Source organism: Nonomuraea sp. NPDC050680 (assembly GCF_040654555.1).
GTDB lineage: Bacteria > Actinomycetota > Actinomycetes > Streptosporangiales > Streptosporangiaceae > Nonomuraea.
The window spans coordinates 128,039-146,740 of sequence record NZ_JBFAIF010000017.1 but is presented as its reverse complement, the minus strand read 5'-3'; the positions used below and the strand labels follow the sequence as shown (position 1 = coordinate 146,740).

General features: G+C 67.6%; 14 protein-coding genes. 9 read left to right on the top strand and 5 right to left on the bottom strand.

Going from position 1 to position 18,702, the window contains the following annotated elements; translation table 11 throughout:
* The first annotated feature begins 30 nt into the window (after positions 1–30).
* From AB0H88_RS39205 to AB0H88_RS39195, 3 genes are all read left to right on the top strand, one after another.
* Complete coding sequence (locus tag AB0H88_RS39205; protein ID WP_357653636.1) at positions 31–624, top strand: TetR/AcrR family transcriptional regulator; 594 nt, start codon at positions 31–33, stop codon at positions 622–624.
* A gap of 192 nt (positions 625–816) precedes the next feature.
* Positions 817–1,146 carry a hypothetical protein gene (locus AB0H88_RS39200; protein ID WP_357653635.1) on the top strand — a complete coding sequence of 110 codons (330 nt, stop codon included), beginning with the start codon at positions 817–819 and terminating at the stop codon, positions 1,144–1,146.
* Positions 1,147–1,165: 19 nt separating this feature from the next.
* Complete coding sequence (locus AB0H88_RS39195) at positions 1,166–1,630, top strand: hypothetical protein (RefSeq protein WP_357653634.1); 465 nt, start codon at positions 1,166–1,168, stop codon at positions 1,628–1,630.
* 63 nt (positions 1,631–1,693) lie between these two features.
* Here AB0H88_RS39195 and AB0H88_RS39190 read toward each other — a convergent pair whose 3' ends face one another.
* Positions 1,694–5,194: a serine/threonine-protein kinase gene (locus AB0H88_RS39190; protein ID WP_357653633.1), complete on the bottom strand. Its 3,501-nt coding sequence runs from the start codon at positions 5,192–5,194 to the stop codon at positions 1,694–1,696.
* A gap of 306 nt (positions 5,195–5,500) precedes the next feature.
* A complete protein-coding gene (locus AB0H88_RS39185; RefSeq protein WP_357653632.1) occupies positions 5,501–6,613 on the bottom strand; it encodes a hypothetical protein in 1,113 nt (370 codons plus the stop codon).
* A 652-nt stretch (positions 6,614–7,265) separates the two neighbouring features.
* On the opposite strand from AB0H88_RS39185, the gene AB0H88_RS39180 reads away from it, so the two are divergent.
* A complete protein-coding gene (locus tag AB0H88_RS39180) occupies positions 7,266–9,245 on the top strand; it encodes a right-handed parallel beta-helix repeat-containing protein (RefSeq protein WP_357653631.1) in 1,980 nt (659 codons plus the stop codon).
* 127 nt (positions 9,246–9,372) lie between these two features.
* On the opposite strand, the gene AB0H88_RS39175 is transcribed toward AB0H88_RS39180, so the two are convergent.
* The 3 genes from AB0H88_RS39175 to AB0H88_RS39165 form a co-directional block, all read right to left on the bottom strand.
* Positions 9,373–10,821, bottom strand: coding sequence for a non-reducing end alpha-L-arabinofuranosidase family hydrolase (locus tag AB0H88_RS39175; protein WP_357653630.1), 1,449 nt, complete (start codon positions 10,819–10,821; stop codon positions 9,373–9,375).
* A gap of 10 nt (positions 10,822–10,831) precedes the next feature.
* Complete coding sequence (locus tag AB0H88_RS39170) at positions 10,832–12,229, bottom strand: endo-1,4-beta-xylanase (protein WP_357653629.1); 1,398 nt, start codon at positions 12,227–12,229, stop codon at positions 10,832–10,834.
* A gap of 615 nt (positions 12,230–12,844) precedes the next feature.
* Positions 12,845–13,339 (bottom strand): hypothetical protein, encoded by a 495-nt coding sequence (locus AB0H88_RS39165; RefSeq protein ID WP_357653628.1) that lies wholly within the window; start codon positions 13,337–13,339, stop codon positions 12,845–12,847.
* A gap of 234 nt (positions 13,340–13,573) precedes the next feature.
* On the opposite strand from AB0H88_RS39165, the gene AB0H88_RS39160 reads away from it, so the two are divergent.
* From AB0H88_RS39160 to AB0H88_RS39140, 5 genes are all read left to right on the top strand, one after another.
* Positions 13,574–15,091, top strand: a complete 1,518-nt coding sequence (locus AB0H88_RS39160) for a trypsin-like serine protease (protein WP_357653627.1) — start codon at positions 13,574–13,576, stop codon at positions 15,089–15,091.
* Positions 15,092–15,371: 280 nt separating this feature from the next.
* Positions 15,372–15,971 (top strand): DUF3887 domain-containing protein, encoded by a 600-nt coding sequence (locus tag AB0H88_RS39155; RefSeq protein WP_357653626.1) that lies wholly within the window; start codon positions 15,372–15,374, stop codon positions 15,969–15,971.
* A gap of 36 nt (positions 15,972–16,007) precedes the next feature.
* Positions 16,008–17,123, top strand: coding sequence for an alpha/beta hydrolase (locus tag AB0H88_RS39150; RefSeq protein WP_357653625.1), 1,116 nt, complete (start codon positions 16,008–16,010; stop codon positions 17,121–17,123).
* Between the two features lie 162 nt (positions 17,124–17,285).
* Complete coding sequence (locus tag AB0H88_RS39145) at positions 17,286–17,831, top strand: VOC family protein (protein WP_357653624.1); 546 nt, start codon at positions 17,286–17,288, stop codon at positions 17,829–17,831.
* Positions 17,824–18,633 (top strand): MerR family transcriptional regulator, encoded by an 810-nt coding sequence (locus AB0H88_RS39140; protein ID WP_357653623.1) that lies wholly within the window; start codon positions 17,824–17,826, stop codon positions 18,631–18,633. The genes AB0H88_RS39145 and AB0H88_RS39140 overlap by 8 nt, the downstream gene beginning before the upstream one ends.
* Positions 18,634–18,702: the final 69 nt, after the last annotated feature.

The following is an 18,702-nucleotide window of genomic DNA, read 5'->3' as shown; positions in this document are numbered from 1 at the left end:
AAATGCTCGCATTTGTCAATGAGGTGCCGCATGGCTGAACGCACGGTCCGCCGACAGGCGAGGGGTCTGAAGCGCATGGCGGAGATCCTCGACGCCGCCGAACTGGTGATCGCCGAGGTCGGCTACCCGGACATGACGACGAACCAGGTCGCCGCGCGAGCGGGGATGTCGCCGGGCTCGCTATATCAGTTCTTCCGCAACAAGGAGGAGATCCTGGACGGGCTGGTGTCCCGCTACACCGACGACCGCCAGGAGTTCTGGGCCGCCAGGCTGGCCGAGGTCACCCCGGCCGTCCCGCTGGAGGTGCTGGTGGGGCAGCTCGTGGACGAGAGCGTGCGGTTCAAGAGCCGCTCACCGGCGTACTGGTCGCTGCTCTACGGCTCGGCCACAGGCGACAGGTTCGCCGCGGCCTCGCAGCGGCTGCATGAGGACATCGCCGGGCAGATCGCGGGCATGCTGCGCCGCCTGCGGCCGGGACTGTCCGAGCACCGGGCCCTGCTCATGGGCACGATGGTGTTGTCGATGGTGAAGGCAGTGATGCCTATGATCACCACCGAGTCGCCCGAGCGGAGCACCGAGCTCGTGGACGAGCTAAAACACATGCTCGTGTGCTACCTGCACTAAGGGCTGTTTCCTGGAGCCTGTGACTAGTTGTGGTGATCTTGTCGCGATAAGTGCATGGGACGTGGTGACTTAACGAACGCCGAGTGGGAGCGGCTCCAGCCGCTGCTGCCGGAGGGCGCCTCGCGGCGCAGTCTAGGAAGCTCGACAAATTCTCAACATATCCTCAACACCTGTAAACCTACATTTCCGGATATGAGATCCGTAGGAAAGATCGCCACGCTGGTCGTGGCGGCCGCGCTCACCTCCGGCGCGCTGGTCTCCTCAGCGCACGCCACCAGCGCCACCGAAGGCGCCACCAAGGCCTCGGCCGCTCGCTGGCACTGCGTCGTCCAGGCGAAGTGGGCGGTCAAGGTGCACAAGCGCCAGAGCTTCAGCTCCGGCTACCGGGTGGTCAAGAAGGGCACCAAGCTCCAGGGCTACTGCTGGGACAACAAGCCAGCCTGGAACTGGACCGAAGTCTGGAACCTGCACGGCGGGGGACACGGGTACGTCTGGCACACCGGGCTCAAGATGGTCCGCTAGGCCCGCGACTGCCCGCCGGATGGGCCTGATCAGGCGTACTCGACTTGTTGACCAGAAGTGGAAGAAGCAGATGATCAATAGCTCTGAACCAGGCAGTCGCAGGGCCACCTCACACGCTCTGGAAGATCACCTGGCGGAATGGTCGCTGCGGACCGGGATCACCGTGGAGATATGGGCTCTGCCGAAACAACCGCTTCCCGCCCTCATCACCGAGATCGTCCATGGCACGATCCGTGACGTTCTGCAGGAAGTGGAACAGCAGGCACAGGCCCGTACCGTCTCCCTTGCCCTCACCGTGGCTCCCGGCGGGCTGCGCCTGACCGTCAGCGATGACGGCCTCGGCACGTCGGCCAAGGCGCATGGGGCCGGTCTGAGTGGCAGACGGGTCGAGTTCGCAGGAATGGGCGGCCGCCTCACCCTCAATTGCGTACAAGGACAAGGCACCACGGTGAGCGCCACAGTACCCCGAAGGGCCCTCGGCTAGTTTTGCGCTGGCGCGTCCAGCACATCTGGGGCATGCCCAGCCGCATCACCCAGGCCCTAATAGCTAGGGACACATCGTGAACGGTTCGATGTCTGGCAGGTAGCGGGACCATTCACCGGCGGTGAGCGTACGGCCGGCACGCACGCACAGGGTCGCGGCCACGTGCCGCTCGTCCACGTCGTACACACGGATCGTGCCGTCCGGGGCAACGGTGTGAAGTTTCGTGCCGTCCGCAGAGAATGCCACCCACCCGCCGTCGGCGCCGTTCGCCGCCTGCTTGCCGTCGAAGACGACGCCCAGCGGCCGCCGGCTCGGCACGTCCCAGAGACGTACGCGCAAGCCCTGCTCGTACGTCGCGATCGTGCGCCCATCAGGCGACCAGGCCAGCATGGTGACCTCGCTGCCCGGAACCGCGGGGAACTCGGCGATCCTGGTCCTGACATCGCCGTCCCACAGAGTAAGTCGGCCGGGCCCGGAGAAGGCCGCCTGCCGGCCGTCCGGGCTGAAGGCGAAGGCGCCGGCGAGCTGCCCGGTGCCCTGTTCGGGAGGCCGGGTAGCGCCCTTCTCCGGATCGATGAGCTGGAGCGGGTTTCCGGTCACGAGCAGCCGTCCGTCGGGGCGGAAGGCGAGGTCTTTCGCGCCTGTCCCGGTCTCCGCTCGTTGAGATCCGCGTTCGAGGTCCCACAGTTCGACGCGACCGTGCTCCCCGTCGCGCGAGACGGCCAGTGTGCGTCCGTCCGGACTGAACGCCAGCGCCTGGGCGCCGTGCTCGACGCCACCCCCCAGCTTGAGCCGGGCCGACACCTTAAACCCGGTCAGATCCACGATGTGGACTGTGTCGTCGGCGGCCAGGGCGAGCCGGCGGCCGTCGGGGCTGAAGGCGGTCGCGCCGCCACCGCCCGACCGGCTGATCAGTTTCATCAAAGTGCGGCCCGTCACCGCGTCCCTGGCCTCTATCCGGTCCTCCCAGATCGCGGCCAGCACGCGCATGGAGAGGGCCAACCGTACGTTCCCGCTCTCGCTGCCGCCGCCGATCGGCGGGTCGAACACCATCGAGACGTCCTCGGTGTGAACGGCGCCGTGTTCGTCCAGATAGCGGACGGCCCGGTCGGCGAAGTCGAAGCGGAGCCCGCCGGCGAAGGCGGGCAGGGCCTGGCTGTACACCGTGTCATTGAAGCCGGGCATGGCCTGGCTGTACGTCGCTTCATAGAAGCCGGGCATGGCCTGGCCGTACCCCGGGCCATAGGTGGAGCGCCGCTGAAAAGTCAGCTGCTCCCGGCCGCCCCAGTTGGCGATGAAAGCGTCGCCGAAGACGAAACCGGCCTCCGGGCCCACCCCGCCCTCCTGGCCCATCACCTCGTCACCGGACGGCACCTCGAATATACGGATCCTGCTCGTCTCTTTCGAATTCACCAGCTCCGTGGTCATCATCATCTTGCCGTCGTCGCTGAAGGTGGTCTGGTTGATGACACCCTTGTCCCGCTCGGGCGCGATCGGCGTCCTCTTGCCCCGGCGCAGGTCCCACAGCTCCGCGTTATAGCCCTTCACCACGTAGCCGAATCGGCCGTCCCGGCTGATCGCGTTGAGCGCGGCTCCCGAGGGAGCGGTGAGCTGCTTACGCTTGGCGACGTCCCACCATTCGGGCAGGGCTTTCGCTCCCCAGGGGATGGCGAGGTAGCGCCCGGAGCCATCGAAGTTCAGTGTGCCGCCGCCCGATCGCCTGCCTTGACGGGCGATCGGGGCGCCGAGCGGTCTTCCGGTGCGCGTGTCCCACAGCCGTACTCCCTCGTGGTCGAGGAGGGCAAGGGTGTGCCCGTCGGGGGCGAGCGCTGCTTGGGTCACATCCGCACTCACCCCGGGCAGCACGCCGATCCGCCGTTGGCCGGTGACGTCCCAGATCCTGGCTGTCCCGCGGTCCACGGACACGAGCACGCGGCCGTCCTGGCTGAGGTTCTGCACGGTCGCGGCCGTGTAGTCGGGGTCGAGGAAGACGGAGGTCGCGGTCTGAGAGAGCGAGTCGTAGAGCGCACCCCGGGTCTCGGGCAGCTCCGGGCTCAGTCGCCAGCCCGCCACGCTCAGCAGCCTCGCGACCTGAGGATCGCTCTGCCGCAGGTCAGCGGCTCGCCGCGCGATCTCCCGCGCCAGCGCGTCGTCGCGCTGGCGGCTCGACTCCCTGCGCAAGTACTCCGCGGTGCCGAGCCCGCCGAGCGCGACCACGAGCAGTACGGCCAGGGCCGCCGCGACCAGACGGCGTCTCCTCGCCCTCGTACGGGCCAGGCTCGCCGCCTCGTCGAGGAACTCGCGTTCGCGCCGTCCCAGCGTGAGGTCCTTGTGCGCGGTGGCGGCCCACTGCAGCGTCCGGTCGAGTGCCGAGCCGTGCAGCAGGTCGGCCGGTCTTCTGCCGTGCTCATTCCACAGCACGGCCGCCTCGGCGAGTCGCCGGTGGACGGGCAGCCCTTCGCGGTTGCCCGTCACCCAGTCGCGCAGCCGGGGCCAGGCGTGCAGGAGGCCGGGCGTGGCCAGTTCGTACGCGGCACCGGACCGCGTGACCAGGCCCGCGGCGCCGAACACGGTGAGCATCGCGTCCACGGCCGGCGAGTCCGGCAGCTCATCCCTGCCGACGGGCCGGAGTTCGTCGCCGTCGATCATCCGCAGGAACACCTCGGGCGCGGTCGCACGCTCGGCCTCGGTCAGCTCGCCGTAGAGCTCCTCCGCGATCGCGCCCAGATCGGGCTCGGGCCGTCCGGTCAGGGCACCCGCCTGCGTAAGGCCGCGTTCGAGCAGGTCATCGCCGCCACGGAGCGGCGCCTCGCCACCATGGCCCAGCAGCCGCAGCAGCACCTCCCCGGCGGCCGGCCGCTCCATGGGTTCCCGGGCAAGCGCTGCGGCCACCAACGCGTCCAGGGGTTCAGGCAGGCCGCACACGTCCGGCTCGAACTCCATCACCCGCCCAATGACGCCGACCGGATCGCCCGCCTCAATCACGTCCTTGCCCCGGGCCGCGAACAGCACCACCATCGCCCACGCCCACAGGTCGGCCGCCTCGCTCGCGCCCCGCCCCGAGAACACCTCCGGCGGCATGTATCCGGGCGTGCCCATGATCGGCCCGCTCGTCGTCGGCCCCACCTCACGGGCCACACCGAAATCGATCAGGCGCGGTCCGTCCGGCCCCATGATGATGTTGTCCGGCTTGAGATCGCGATGCACAATCCCGCCCCGGTGGATGGCAGTCAGCGCGGTCGCCACCCCGATCGCCAGCCGGCGCAGCGCGTCCTTCTCGTACGCCCCCGACTCCGCCACCACCCGCCTCAGGCTCGGCCCCGGCACGAACTCGCTGACGATGTACAGCGGCACCGAATTGACCTGTGCCTCGATCACCTTGGCGGTGCAGAACGAGGCCACCCGCTGGGCCGCGGCCGCCTCCTTCGCCAGTCTGGCTCGTGATTCGACGCTGTCGTACCGGGGAACCTTGATCGCGACCCGCTCTCCCATCTCCCCGTAGCCCTCATAGACGACGCCCTGGCCGCCCACGCCCAGCCGGCCGGCCAACCAGTAACGACCCAAACGCCGCGGGTCGGATGGGGTGAGAGGAACCATTGAGCGTGCCATTTCGGGAAACTCCGGATGGGCTGAAGGTCAAGGACATCTGCCGGATGCTGAACACCGGTATGGAGCCCAAGTACGCCGAGAGCGTACGCGCAAAGCTCGAACGCATGGTCGGCCAGGGCGTCCTCATCGAACCCGAATCAGGCCTCTCCATCCTGCGTCAGGCGCACTCGCTCAATAACCCTTTTCGTGCCCGCGCGCACGAACGGCAAGTGGGAGTTCCCGATAATCAGGAAGGTGCGGTGGATCCAGGGGCGCGTGAGGTCACTTGGCGTGTGGATAGGCGACCATGGTGTTTGTGGAGTCTTCCCAGAACAGACCGTATCCGGAGTAGTCGCCGAAGGGAGCCACGACGTAGTTGCCGAGCTGGACCTGGCCTGTGGCCAGGTCGATGGTGACCCGCGGGTCGGCCTGGTCGGCGGTCGAGGCGCCGATGCCGAAAGCGACGCCGTCATCGGTCACACCGGTCAGATGGACCGGCTTGTCGCGGTCGGTCTCCTCGAAGCAGTAGCCGGTGCCTTTGTCCAAGTCGAAGGCCGTGTGGCTGCGGATGAGATAGCGGCCGTCGGCAGACAGGGAGGCCCCCTTGGAGTCGTCGGCCGTCACGCGCTGATCCGGCGCGCAGTCGACCTTGGCGCGAGCCTTTCCCGTGGCGGGGTCCAGGACGGCCCACGTGTCGTTGGGCACGCCTTCATCGCGCCACTGTGCGACGAGGGAGTCCTTGACCGGAGCGATGAAGATCTTGTGGTCGCTGTTGGTGGTGAGAGTTCCGCCTGACCAGGCTCCCGGCACCCAATAGTGGCGGCGGGGCCGGATGTTGGTAGCCAGCAGCGGCCCGCGAGGGGTGACCGCTACGGCCTTGGTCGAGCCGAAACACAGCTTGCACTCGCTGGCTGGGGGTTTGATCTTCCTCAGGTCGTACGTCTTCGTCGCGCCGGTGGCCGGATCCACGGTCGCCACCACGTCGTTGTCCAGCTGCACCAGCAGTCCGCCACCGCCGTTGGCCACCGCACCCTCACCGTCCAGTTCGAGATGGTGAGCCGGCTTGACGCCGTCTCCAGCGGCACGGGCCGGGAAGATGTCGATCGTCGTGACCTGCCGGCCCTTGCTGACCACGTCCGCGCCCTGAAAGCCGGACGCGGTGGCGACCAGGTAGTCCTTTCCCTGCACGGTGACCGAGAGCGCTGACATCAGCCCGGGGCCCTTCACCTCGCTCTTCCACAGACTTTCGCCGCTGGTCACATCGAGCACGGTGAAGGTGCCGTCGTTCTTGCCGCCCTGCCGGAAGACGGCGACCGCCCCGGAATGCGGCAGGGTGAGCTGGTCTCCCGGCAGGTCTGACTCCCAGCCGCGGGAGGTGTCATAGAGGCTGGGCACCGACAGCTGTGTTTTCGGCGCGACACGTTCAGGGGAGGCGGACGAGGACGGCGTCGGCGTGCCGGTCCGGGGCCCGTGCGACCTTCCCGAGACATCGCTTCCCGCACCTCCTCCACAGGAGGTGAGAAGACCGGCGACCACCACTGCCACGATTACGCGCCTGGGCCGATTCACGCGAATCCTCCATGAAAACAGACGTATCGGTCGGTTCGACTGCTGAGATCGCCGCAATGTTCGGGAGACGTTTTGCACCTGAACAGGCCGTGGATCTGGCACGGTTGCTCCCACCCATTGCCCACCGTGCGAACGCGATCGACCCCTGATGGCCGGCTGGCCAACTGGCGATCCGCATCGTGCGCCGGACGGCGTTGAGAACTTGTTGAGGATTCGTTGAGGGGACCGGCATGGGGACGGGGCGCAGGCCATCCCGAGCGCGCCGGTCGATGGCATCCACGCCTGGCATGCGGATGTGTGCGCCATGGGAGGGGACATCTCAGGGACGGTGATGTCTATCGCTGTCCCCTGATCAGCAGGACGCCGGTATCGGCCCTGCAGTACTCTCTCAGCGTTTGATCTTGAGGGTAGGCGCGAGCTCTGGCTACAGCGGCGGCGGCTGGCGGTCGAGTGCGCCCAAGGCTGGAGGAGAACAGGAATGCGAAGAACCTGGTCGGTGGCGCTGGTGGCCCTCGCCACAGTTGTCATGGGCGGCGCGACGCCGGCGAGTGGCGACGCGGTCGATACGGCAACCAATTCGACGACGGCAACGGCAACGGCGGCGGTCTGCGGCAGCTCGTCGCTGAACGGACCGACCACACCGCCCGCCGGCGCGGTCGTGGTCCCAGCGGGCGACAACAGCGGCGTGAACTTACGCCAGGCGAACACCACGTACTACTTCGAGACCGGCAAGCACACGCTGGGCACCGACCAGTACTCCCAGATCATGCCCGGCAACGGCGCGACGTTCATCGGCGCGCCCGGCGCGGTACTGGACGGGCAGCGGCTGAACCTGTTCGCGTTCACTCAGCAGGCGACCGGCGTCACGATCCGGTACCTGACCATCACCGGGTTCGTCGCGCCGCACGATCAGGGTGTGGTCAATCACGACTCCGGCGACGGCTGGGTCGTGGAGCACAACACGATCCGCAACAACGCCGGCGCGGGGCTGATGGCCGGGGCCAGGAACCAGATCCGTGGCAATTGCCTCAAGGACAACGGGCAGTACGGCCTGAACGCGTACAAGTCCGGCAACACCATCACCGGCCTGGTCGTGGCGGACAACGAGTTCACCGGCAACAACACCGACGACTGGGAACACCAGATCCCTGGGTGCGGATGTACCGGTGGCATGAAGTTCTGGGCGGTGAACGGCGCCGACGTGACCGGCAACTGGGTCCACGGCAACCACGGGCCGGGGGTCTGGGCGGACACCAACAACAACGACTTCCTCATCGAGGACAACCTCATCGAGCGCAACGACTCGCTCGCGATCTTCTACGAGATCAGCTACAACGCCGTGATCCGGAACAACACCATCCGCGGCAACGCCTGGGCCTCCGGTGCCGAGCGGGCAGCGAAGGGCGACCCGTTCCCCGAAGCGGCGATCTACCTGTCCGAGGCGGATGGTGAGCCCCGCGTGGCAGCGCGGACCAGCAAGATCGAGATCACCGGCAACCGGCTCGAGAACAACTGGGGCGGGATCACCGCGTGGGCGAACGCCGACCGGTTCTGCAACAGCCCAGCCTCGACGACCGGCGACTGCACGCTGATCGTCGGGCCGACCAACACCTCACAGTGCTCGGCTCCTGCCATCGCCGGCGAGCCGCTCTACACCAACTGCCGCTGGTGGACGAAGAACGTCGACATTCACCACAACACGTTCGCCTTCGACCCCAGTGCCGTCAACGGCGGCTGCCCAACGCAGTACTGCGGGCACATGGCCCTGCTGTCCAACTGGGGCACCTACCCGGACTGGTCCCCGTACAAGGGCGCCGTGATCCAGCAGTCGATCGTCCACGGGTCGAACAACTCCTGGCACGACAACACCTACACAGGACCGTGGCAGTTCAGGGTCACCGACATGGGCACTCGCATCGCGCCCGGGCAGTGGGTCGGCCCCCAGTACGGCCAGGACGCCGGCAGCACGTTCGACGGCGGCACGCCCGTCCCGCCGGCGATCACCGAGCAGGACTTCGAGTCCGGCTCGACGATCTCGCCCTACTCCCCGTGGTACGGGGCCAGCGTGGCGCACCAGACCGGCGGCGCGCATGGAGGCACGGGCTCGCTGCAGATGACCAGCGCCCAGTCGGGCGGCAGCGCGGTGGCGCTTGACAACTTCCCCGGATACAGCGGTGTGGTCGCCGGTACGAGCTACCACGTGTCGCTGTGGTACCGGGAGGCTGTGGCGCCCATGCCTGCCGTCACATGGAATGTGCGGTGGCGCGACGAGTCAGGCACCGTACTGCGTACCGACGCCATCTCCCTGGCCCAGAAGACCGCCTGGACCGAAGCCGCCGGCACGTTCACCGCGCCCGCCGGCACGACCCGCGTCGACTGGACCTTTGTCTGGAACGCGAGCACCGCCGGGCCCGCGTTCCAGATCGATGATGTGGCAATCCGTCCCGGGAAGATTTAGCAGAAGACCTGAAGAACATGAGCCCCCGGTGACGGCGCTCCGCCCGCCTTCCTGGCACGCTCTACGCGCGAAAGAGCGGCTGCGACACGGAACCCCGTGTCGCAGCCGCTCCAAAAGCGTCATGCCATTAGTGCTGCAGTGTCAGCACACCCGGCCGGTAAGGCAGGAGGCCGTAGTCGCCGCCGGAGCTGGGGGCACGTCCCTGGTAGAGCAACTGCAGATTGCAGGGATCGACGGTCATGGTCTGATCGGGGTTGCTGCGAACCAGATCGCCGTGGCTGATGTCGTTGGTCCAGGTGGCGCCACTGTTGGCCTTGCCGGCGAAGGGATTGCTCTCGGTCGCGGCCTGTGGCGTCCACGAACCGCTCAGACTGGTGGCCGTGAACGAGCGGAAATAGCGACCCTGCGAGCCGATCGCCTCGACGAGCATGAGGTACCGGTTCTGGCCCTGGAGCTGGTAGACCTGAACCCCTTCGAACAGATTGTTCGTCGTGTCGCTCATGACCACCGTCGATGTGCTGCCGAAACTGCCCGGGAAATTGCCGATCGGCATACTGGCCCGATAGATCTTGCCGTTGTCCCCGGCGAAGAACAGATACATGTTCGTGCTGTCACCGATGAGTGTCTGGTCGATGGGTCCTGTTCCCGAGCCGGAGATGCTGCCGGAGAAGAGCACCTGCTGCGATGACCAGCCATTCGGATTGGTGGGGTCGCTCGACGTCCTGTAGGAGAAAGCAGTCCCACCCCATTGGTAGGCGAGCACCCAAATGTTTTTCGGGGCAAAGTAGAAGAGCGTCGGCGCGACAGTGGAGAAGGACATCGTGTTCTGGCCGGCCGAGGCCATGTCGGACCAGTTGGTGAAGAGGCCGAAGTTCATCGAACCCCAGTTGGTCCCGGTGTCATGCGTCGTCGCATAGACGAGATGCTTGCCGTTGTAGACGACGTTGGTGAAGTCCTTGAGCGAGACCCACCCCGACTTCGGGCTGGCCAGCTGGCCCGTCGATGTCCAGCGGTACGTCGACGGAAGAGCGCACGTGCCGGTCGGAGTCGGTGTGGGCGTCGGAGTCGGTGTAGGAGTGGGCGTGGGGGTGGGGGTGCCGGGGTTTCCGCAGGTCACGCCGTTCAGAGCGAATGACGTGGGCACCGGGTTGCTGCCCTTCCACGAGCCGTTGAACCCGAAGGTGGTGCTGCCGCCGGAAGGGATGGAGGCGTTGTAGGAGACGTTGGTGGCGGTCACCGACGAGCCGGACTGGGTCTGGGTGGCGTTCCAGATCTGGGTGATCTGCTGGCCGGCGCCGAAGGACCAGGTCAGCCGCCAGCCGTCGACCGCGTCACCGAGGTTGTTGATGGTGACGCCGGCACCGAAGCCATCCTGCCAGCTCGAAGTGACGGTGTAGTCGACCCGGCAGGCCACGGCGGCCTGCGCGGGCTGTGTGGTCAGCAGGCCGGCTCCGGCCAGCAGGACCGCGATGGCGCCGATCACGAGGCCGCGGCGCGAGACCCGCCGGGGCGGCGCCGCGGCCGTGACGGCTGAGGGGTGCGCTGACCAGGGCAGACGCAGCTGTATTCTCCTCATCGTCATCACGTCAGGGGCTGGTGCAGGTAGCGGTCGGGGTGGCCGCGGTGCCGTTCGCGGTGAACCCGAAGGTCGTGGAGCCGCCGGCGGCGATGGAGCCGTTGTAGGCGGCGTTGCGTACGGTGACGCTGGAGCCGGACACGCTCTGCTGGCCGTTCCACAGGCTGCTGATGCTCTGCCCGTCGGGCCAGGTCCACCGCACGGTCCATTCGCTGATCGCCGCGCCGCCCGCCTGGACGGTCACCGTCGACTGGAAGCCACCCTGCCAGCTGTTGGTCGTCGTGATCGTCGCCGCGCACCCGTCCGGGATGGGAGTCGGAGTGGGCGTCGGAGTCGGTGTCGGCGTGGGGGTGGGCGTGGGAGTGGGCGTGGGGCCCGGCGAGGCGGCGTTCAGGGCGTTGAGGACCGCGTCGTAGGCGGGCTTCTTGTTGCCGCCGCTGAACAGCAGCGGGGTGTCACCCGAGCGCCAGGAGTCCTGGTCGCGCACCCCCCACACCGTGATGCCCGCGCAACGGGTCACCGCCAGGCAGTCGTTCACCACGGCGGCGTAGGTCTGCGCGGAGGCGCCCTGGATGTCCAGCTCGGTGATCTGCACGTCCACCCCGAGTGCGGCGAAGCTGGAGATGGTGGTGCGGTAGTTGCTGTTGTAGGGGCTGCCGCTGTTGAAGTGCGACTGCAGGCCGACGCAGTCGATCGGTACGCCGCGCTGCTTGAAGTCGCGGACCATGTTGTAGACGCCCTGCGTCTTGGCCCAGGTCCAGTTGTCGATGTTGTAGTCGTTGTAGCAGAGCTTGGCGTTGGGGTCGGCGGCGCGCGCGGTGCGGAAGGCGACCTCGATCCAGTCGTTGCCGGTGCGCTGCAGGTTGGAGTCGCGCCGGCCGCCGCCGCTGTCGGCGTAGGCCTCGTTGACCACGTCCCAGGCGTAGATCTTGCCCTTGTAGTGGCCCATGACGCCGTTGATGTGATCGATCATGGCCTGGCGCAGGCTGCTGCCCGACAGCGACTGCATCCAGCCCGGCTGCTGGCCGTGCCAGGCCAGCGTGTGCCCGCGCACCCGCTTGCCGTTCTGCACTGCCCAGTTGTAGACGCGGTCCCCGTTGGTGAAGTTGAACTGCCCCCGGTTGGGCTCGGTGGCGTCGATCTTCATCTCGTTCTCGGCCGTCACCATGTTGAACTCGCGGTTCGCGATGGTGGTGTACTGCGAGTCGCCGAGCCGGCCCGCGCTGATGGCGGTGCCGAAGTACCGCCCGCTCTGCGCGGCGGCGGCGCCGAGCGTACTCGCCGCCGCTCCGGCCGGCGTGGTCGGTACCATCACCGCGGTGACCACGCCGAGTACGCCGACGGCGGCGGCGATCAGAACCCGCGGGCTCTTGAGAGGCCGCGGTGGAAGTATGGCTTTGGTGTCCATGACTGGGCGCTCCAGACTGAAATCCCGGAAAAGCGGACACGCGGGGGTCACCCCGCACGATCGACGCCGCGTCCCGCGATCAGGGAACGCACACCACCAGGGCATCGCGAACGGCGGTCCTCACCGCGCACCACCACGGGCAGGAGGAAGCCGCCTTGAGCCATAGTTTGGAAACCACGCCGAAATGTGTCAAGTTCTTGGCGAAAGTTTCAGCGTGATGCTCTCGCCGTCACGGGCGGCGACCTTTGATAACGCCTGATGAGCCGCACGCCCGTCCGCCACCCCTCCGTGGACGCGAGATGCCGTCCTTGACGCCGCCTCTTCGTCTCGTATTGGCTTCGACCTGTCACCGAAGCCATCTGACAGAAAAGGACCCGCGACCGGAAAGAAGACGTGTGAGCGCTAACAGCCGACCTGGGGCCACCACCCGGCGGCCATGGTGCGGGGCGGTCCGGCGGACAGACACCACGTCCCTGGAGCCGCCCTCTCGGAGAGTCACCGATGAGGAGGTTCACGACGGCAAAGACGAACGTCCGGACGGCCGCCGCCTTCATCGCGGCGTGTCATCACCGGCGCACGCACCAGCACCGGTCTTGAGCTCGGAGTGCTCGGACGTCATTTGCGGTAGCACTCCGTCAAGCCGTCCGGCGAGACGCCATCAGGCACCTCGACCTGTGCGGCCTGCCCGGGAGCGGGGTCTTTGACCTTGTACCCGTGGTCGCGGAGGCACTGGAGGGTCTTGAGCTCCTTCTCCTTCGCCTCTTTGTCGGACATGGTGGGCTGGTCGTCAGAAACCGTGGGCGGCTTGCCGATCTTCTTGATACAGGTGTCCTCCGCTACCTCGTAGGCGTCCTGCCGGTCGCCGAAGTCGATCTTTCCGGCCTCCTTCGGAAGTACGAAGCCCTTGTCGCTCAGGCAGGACCGGAACTCGGCCTCCCATGCGCTGTACTTCTGGTCGGCCGTACCGGCGGAATCGGACGTGGAAGCCGACGAGTTGTTCGGCGTACCGCTCGACCCGTTGGCGATGCCGCAGCCGGCCAACAGGCCCGCGAGGCAGGCGAAAGCCGCGAATGCGAGGCGAGTACGAGGGAGGTGAAGTGTGTTGGGCATAGTTGGCCACCATGCGCGGTGCGAGTGTCCGCGCTGTCGCGGTCGCGTATCGGCGGCCGCTTGGCTACGTATCGGGTGTGTGTCAGCCCTCGGAGCTGGATCGCCAAGCGTGGCGTCCGGACCGTTGGCGAAGGCGAGCCCGGCGGGGGCCTGATACACCGCCAATACGCGTCCAAGCGGCCGCCGATACGTGAGCGCCGCAGCATGGACACCTGTACCGCGCAGGGTGTCCCCATGCGTTTTCGACTTCTTCTCGTCCTTCCCGTGGCGCTGGCCGCGCTGGCGGCGACCGCGACTCCGTCGTTCGCCCTGCGCGGCGGCGTCGAGTCGGTACGGCCGTACTCGTTCATGGGCTCGTTACAGCGCGCCGAATCCCCGCGCGCGGACGGCCATGTCTGCGGAGTCACGCTGATCGCGCCGCGATGGGTGGTCACCGCGGGCCACTGCGCCCGCACGCCCAATCAGGCTCAGGTCGGCACCCCTCGGGGCTGGCGGGTGCGCGTCGGCTCCCTGAGCGTGACCTCCGGCGGTGAACTGGCCGAGGTCGACAAGTTCTATCGGTACTCCACCGAGGTCTACGGCAAGGATCTCGCGCTGCTGCGTCTGCGCACCCCGGTTCGGGCGAAACCGGCGCGGATCGCGCCGGCCACGCCGGCCGACCACACCGCGACGCGCATCATCGGCTGGGGCGTGACCTGCGACGAGCGCGCGCCGAAGTGCTACCCGGATCGCCTGCGCGAGGCCGACACCGTGGTGCAGCCGGACAAGGACTGCGAAGTGAGCGGTATCACCGCGAAGCGTGAGCTGTGCGTGGGCAGCCCGGACGGAAGCATCTCGGCCACCAACATGGATTCCGGTGGCCCGGCGCTGGTCCGCCGCGGTGGCAGCTGGCTGCTGGCCGGAGCGGTCAGCGGCAGCAACGGCCCCGACACCCCGACCGTATACAGCGACGTGTCGTTGTATCGGAAATGGATCCGGGGCATCGTCACGGGCACCGCGGTTCCGCCGGAACCGCACATGCCGTCCCTGGAGGGCGCCGCGCAGTTCGGTGACTGTTCCGGCGCCGTGGTCCGCACCGGGACCGACCGGGCGGAGGATCCGGCCCTGCTCCTCACGAACGGCCACTGCGTTCAGGGCACCCGCCCCGCGCCGGGGTCGGCGCTGGTCGATCAGCCGGCCGCCCAGCCGGTCACGATCACCGACCGCGAGGGCTACCCCAAGGTCGAGGCCAGGACGACCCGGCTGGTGTACGCCACCATGACCGGCACCGACGTCGCCCTGTACCGCCTGGACCGGACCTACGCGGAGCTGGCCGCCGCCGACGCCAAGGTCTTCGATCTCACCACAACCCCGGCCGCGGCCGGTGACCGGGTGGACCTGCTGTCCGGCACCTGGGGCCGCCGCTGGAGCTGTGCGGTTAAGGCCGTGGTGCCGGGGCTGCGTGAGGGCGGGTATGAGCAGGAGAACGCACTCACGTACACCAGCGCCTGCGAACCAGGGCACGGCGCCTCGGGGTCACCGCTGATCGCCCCGGACGGGCGGACCGTGGTCGGGCTGCACAACACGAGCAACGACGACGGGAAGAGCTGCACGGAGAACAACCCGTGTGAAGTCGACGCGGCCGGCCACGTGACGGTACACAAGGGGGCCCACTACGGCCAGCAGGTCGCAGCCGTGCCCGCCTGCCTGGCGCCCGGCTCAGTGCTGGACCTGTCCCTCCCGGACTGCACGCTGCCCCGCCCAGCCGCCTGACATGCCGATCTGGTGCCGGGCACGTTTTTCGTGCTGACCAGGAGTATTATTACGTGCCATAGAAGACAGCACGATATTAAGGAGCATCGGCGTGCTGGAATCGCATGGCACCGAGGTCTGCCAGCATTGCGGCAGACCACTCCCTTCCCGGTCAGGGCGTGGACGTAAGCAGGAATACTGCGACTCCACCTGCCGCAGCGCCGCGCGCCGCATCCGCGATCGCGCCAAGGATGTAAAAGAAGACTTGACAACTTCGGCGCGTAAAGCAAATATTGACAACGTGACGGAAGCGGCGGCGCCTACCGACCTGACGGACGCAGCCCGGAGGCTGGTGGAGCGACTGAGCGCTCCGGATGCGTCCCCGCTGGACGCGGTGGTCGCCACCCGGGATCTTGCGCGAGCCGTCGACCAGGCCATGCGGGCAGCGGTCGACAGGGCACGCGCGACGGGACACACCTGGCAGGAGATCGGCGATGTGCTCGGCTCCAGCCGCCAGGCGGCGTTCCAGCGGTTCGGCCGACCACTCGACCCAAGGACAGGAACACCCATGACCGACAAGATGCTGCCCGGCGCCGCCGACCACGCTGCCGCCCTCGTCGCGGACCTGACCGACGGCCGCTGGGAGGAGGTACGCCGCGACTTCGACGAGACCGTCGCCGCCGGCCTGAGCGCGACCAAACTGGCCGCGACCTGGGCACAGGCGGTCGGCATGGTCGGCGCCTACGAAGGCATGGGCGAGCCGGTGCCCCACCAGGCGGGCGACCACACTGTCGTGGACATCCCGCTGTCCTTCGAGGCGGGCGACCTGGCCGCCCGCATCGCCTACGACAGTGCCGGCAAGGTAGCCGGGCTCTTCCTCCGGCGCCCCGACACCGCCTAAACCACCACTCGGATCAAAGAAATGAAGTGACCCTGCATGTTCTTACGTGAGTTCGTACGCGCACGGAACGATCGCGCGCCGCGTCTGGGCGCCGGCCTGTGCGCGCTCGCCCTTCTGGTGAGCGGGTGCGGGAGCGGGTCGGTCACCCGCGTAACCGCCTCCCCCATGGCCGCGACCTCCGCAGCCACCGCCTGGGTCGAGGAGGAGGTGAGCTTCCGGGTGGACGGGATGACCGTTTACGGCACCTGGCGCCATCCGGCCCGGCCGGGCGCGAAGGTCCCGGCGGCCCTGATCATCGCGGGCAGCGGTCCCACCGACCGCGACGGCAACAGCGCCGGGGTCAGCGGGATCGACACCTACAAGACGCTGGCCGGGGTGCTGTCCGCCGGTGGCGTGGCGAGCCTGCGCTACGACAAGCTCGGGAGCGGCAAGACCGGCCTCGGGCCGTACGCGTCCAAGGTCCCTGACATCGGCATCGCCCCATTCGAGCACGAAGCCACGGCGGCCCTGGACTTCCTGTCCAGGCGGCCCGGCACCGACAAACGGCGCCTCACGGTCATCGGGCACAGCGAGGGCGCCCTGTTCGCCCTCCTGCTCGCCACCAAATCAAGATCGAAGACGCACGTCCACCGCCTCGGCCTGCTCGAACCGCTGAGCCGCCGATACCTCGACCTCCTCAGCCATCAGATCACCACCCAGATCAACGCCCAGCAGCAGGCAGGGAAGATCACCGACGCCCAGGCGGCCACGATCAAGGACGCCCTGGCCAGGGCTGTCGCGTCGCTGCGCGCCAACGGAACGGTCGCGGCGAACCTGCCCGGCGGATTGTCGAACGTGTTCTCCCCAGCGAACGCGAAATTCCTGTCAGAGGCCGACCGCCAGGACCCGGCCGAACTGGCGGCCCGCCTCAAGGCGCACACCCCGGTCCTGCTGAGTTGCAGCGATGCGGACATCCAGGTGAGCTGCGACGACGTCGAGCACCTGGCCGCAGGGCTGGCGAAGGCCACCGCCGCCACCGACTTCATCCGCCTGACCGGGATCAACCACGTACTCAAGGAAGACCCCAGCCGGACCGCAGCCCACTACACAGACCCCCTGCCGTTCTCCTCCCAGCTCAAGCAGGCACTCCCCGCGTTCGCCCGGGCTTCTTGAAGGCCGTGCCGTCCTTCAGAGGGCTGGAAGTCGATAGGAGCCCATCGGGCCGTCTCACTCAGACGACAGCGGCTCGGTCGACGATGGCGACATTGTTTGATGTCGTCGGGTTCACGGATGAGGCTTGACCCTCACGTTGCGTGAGGGCGGACGGTAGACCGCATGAGTGATTTCTTCAACGCATTCGAGATGGGCCCCGTATCCGAGCGTGGACCGAAGGCGGTTGCGCCAGAGGTGTTCCGCGGCATTTACGCGATGCCGGTGTTCGTGACGGTTCCGACGTCGGACTTGGCGGCGTCGACGGATTTCTGGGTGCGGGGGTTCGGCTTCATCGAACTGTTCAGCGTCCCGGGGCAGGTGGTCCACCTGCGCCGGTGGGCGTTCCAGGATGTCCTGCTCGTTCCTGCGGCGGCCGGTGCCGAGGCGCCCGAAGTCCCGGCGATGAGCGTGAGCTTCTTGTGCGTGCTGAGCGAGATCGATCCCCTCGTGGAGGCGTGTTCGGATCTCGTGCCGGGCAGCGTGACCGGGCCGCGGGATACGCCGTGGCGTACTCGCGACGTCGAGGTGACCACCCCTGAGGGTGCGCGGGTCGTGTTCACCGCGGCGCAGGAGTTCGATCCTGACAGCCAAGAAGCACGTGATCTCGCCTCGGTCGGAATCGTCGCCCCGGGATCGGCGGAGGAGGCTCACAATGGTGTCCATGGTTGAACGCGAACCCGACATCCGTGACGGTGTCACGGTGGGCGCGGCCGCTGAGCTGGTAGGGGTGACCGTCCGTACGCTTCATCACTGGGACGAGATCGGCTTGGCGTCGCCGTCCGTGCGCTCCACCGCCGGCTATCGCCAGTACACCGGCGCGAACCTGCAACGACTGCATCGAATCGTCGCATACCGGAAGGCTGGTCTCGGGCTGGACGCGGTGCGTGAGGTTCTCGATGACGCGACAGCGGAGATCGGCGCCACCTTGCGTGAGCAGCGGGCCCAGCTCGCCGAGCGCATCCAGGATCTGCAGCAGCTCGACGCGCGCCTGGAACGGATGACCGAGGCTCACGAGCGGGGCATTCTCCTCGACGATGAAGCACAGTCGGAGATCTTCGGTGCGGACTGGGACGCCCATCGATCCCGGCAGGCCCGCACTGTGTGGGGGAATTCTGCGCAATGGGCGCAGTTCGCCGAGCGGTCCGCTTCTCGCACGCGGGAGCAATGGCAGTCGCTCTCCGCGGCGATGTCCACGTTGCAGCTGGATCTGGGCGACGCCCTGGCTCGGGGTGTCATTCCGAGCAGCCCAGAAGCGAACGCGCTCGTCGAACGCCACCGCGAACTGTTTTCCAACTTCTTCCCGCTCACGCGACAGATGCAGGTGTGTCTGGGAAGAATGTTCGAGTCAGACCCCGGCTTCTCCTCCCACTACGACGGAATCCGGGTCGGGCTGGCCTCCTGGTTTCGGCAAAGCATCGACGAGTGCGCTCGCGCTCACGGGATCGACCCGGAGACAGCCACCTGGCAGTGACCCTGTAACCCAGTGGTGAGACTTCGCCTGGTACCGCGCTGGTGCGTTCTTCGACGGTCCCTGGCTTGG